General features: G+C 62.7%; 3 protein-coding genes. All 3 read right to left on the reverse strand.

Annotated elements, in window-relative coordinates; translation table 11 throughout:
* Positions 1-67: 67 nt before the first annotated feature.
* The gene (locus tag FEM54_RS31530; protein ID WP_017138068.1) at positions 68-835 is read right to left on the reverse strand and encodes a TerB family tellurite resistance protein; all 768 of its coding nucleotides are present in this window, start codon (positions 833-835) and stop codon (positions 68-70) included.
* Between the two features lies 1 nt (position 836).
* Positions 837-1,511 carry an N-acetylmuramate alpha-1-phosphate uridylyltransferase MurU gene (murU, locus tag FEM54_RS31535; RefSeq protein WP_138454166.1) on the reverse strand — a complete coding sequence of 225 codons (675 nt, stop codon included), beginning with the start codon at positions 1,509-1,511 and terminating at the stop codon, positions 837-839.
* On the reverse strand, positions 1,508-1,923 hold a 416-nt coding region (locus FEM54_RS31540; RefSeq protein ID WP_171045953.1), incomplete at its 5' end, for a phosphotransferase. The genes FEM54_RS31540 and murU, both read right to left, overlap by 4 nt.

Here is a 1,923-nt window from a genome sequence, read left to right on the forward strand (position 1 = left end):
GACACATCGCTATCGCAGGCAAGCCAGCTCCCACACTGATTGGGTTGTCACTTCCAAATGGTGGTGGCTACCTGAAATCCCGCCGCTCACGAATCAACGCATAGGCATTGTGCAACTCGCGGGTGCGCTCGGTGGCCTCACGCACTTGCGCCAGGCTCGCGCCACTGCCGGCAATCTTGTCCGGGTGATGGCGGCTGAGCAGGCGGCGATAGGCACGTTTGATCGCCGCCGGTTCGCTGGTGGACGTCACCCCCAGAATCCGCAACGCCTCCTGATACGCCCCGCCACGACTGGCTAATGGCTTGCGTTCGGGGGCGTAATCAGACGCCAGCGCCTGCAGCTGTTGCGGCGTCCACCCCAGCCACTTGCCCCATAGGTCAATCAGGTCGCGCTCGGCGTCATCGGCCCTGCCGTCCGCCCAGGCCATGCGCCAGCATGCACGCAATACACCTTCTGCCGCATGGGGTTGGGCTTTGAGTACGCGCAGGTAATTGCGCACTCGGTCGGATCCCGACTTGCCACGATTGAACGCGGTAATCGCCCGACGCTGGGCCGGCTCGCTCATGTCCAGCGAGCGCATCTCCTGGCGCGCCTGCTGAATATGCCCCTCCACCACCCGGCCATTACTCTTGGCCAGGCGCCCCAACAAAACAAACAGCAATTCGTCGTTGCGCAACGCCGGGCGCCCGCCCAGGCGCTCGCGCAATTGCGCCCAGCTGTGCAACTGCAGGCGGCGATCCAGTGCCTGCCCCAGCAATGCGCCCAACAAGGCCCCCGGAATACTGGCAATGGCAAAGCCAGCCCCGGCACCGATCAGTGTCCCTGGCCACAACATCTTATTGCCCCGCAGTCAGCAGGGTTTCAACCTGCGCCAGACGCTCCAGCGTGCCGACATCAATCCAGCGTCCTGTCATGTGCTCTCCCGTTACCAGACCTTTGGCCATGGCCTCCCGCAACAGCGGCGCCAGTTTGAAGGCACCGGCGCTGCAACCCGCGAACAACTTCGGGTCGAGAACTGAAATGCCACTGAAGGTCAGGTTATCGGCACCGGGCGCGGCATCATGAAGCAGACCTTCGTCCAGGTAGAAATCGCCGCCAGAAGGGTGATGCGCCGGGTTATCGACCATCACCAGGTGAGCCAGGCCCTTGAGCGGTTGCTTGAGGAGATTGAAGTCGTAGTCGGTCCAGATATCACCATTGACCACCAGAAAAGGCTCGTCGCCCAACAACGGCAGCGCCTGGAAAATTCCGCCACCGGTTTCCAGCGGCTCGCCCTCGGGCGAGTACTGAATGCGCAAGCCAAACTGCGCACCATCACCCAGGTAGCTTTCAATCTGCTGGCCGAGCCAGGCATGGTTGATCACGATATCGGTGAAGCCGGCCTTGGCCAGCGCTTCAAGGTGATACTCGATCAAACGCTTGCCGCCCGCCTGCACCAGTGGTTTGGGCGTGTGCAACGTGAGCGGGCGCATCCGCTCACCTTTGCCTGCTGCCAGGATCATCGCCTTCATACGCGCGCCTCGGTTAGTGCACGCAGGCTGGCGAGCAGCTCGCCCAACTCGTCCAGCTCCGGCCGGTCGGCCAGTACCGCTTCTATATAAGCAAAGAAACGCGGCACATCGGCCAGGTAGCGTGGCTTGCCATCGCGATGGCAGATGCGTGCAAAAATGCCGATGACCTTGAGGTGACGCTGCACGCCCATCAGGTCACTGGCCCGCAGGAACTCGTTGAAATCCGCCTGCACCGGGATGCCCAAAGCGCCAGCACGTTCCCAGTAGCCGCGTTGCCACGCCTGCACACGCGCCTTGGGCCAGCTGAGAAACGCATCCTTGAACAGGCAGGTGATGTCATAGGTGACCGGGCCGTAGACCGCGTCCTGGAAGTCCAGCACGCCGGGGTTCGGCGCGCAGATGACCCGGTTGC

This window comes from Pseudomonas edaphica (genome assembly GCF_005863185.1).
In the GTDB taxonomy this organism is placed as follows: domain Bacteria; phylum Pseudomonadota; class Gammaproteobacteria; order Pseudomonadales; family Pseudomonadaceae; genus Aquipseudomonas; species Aquipseudomonas edaphica.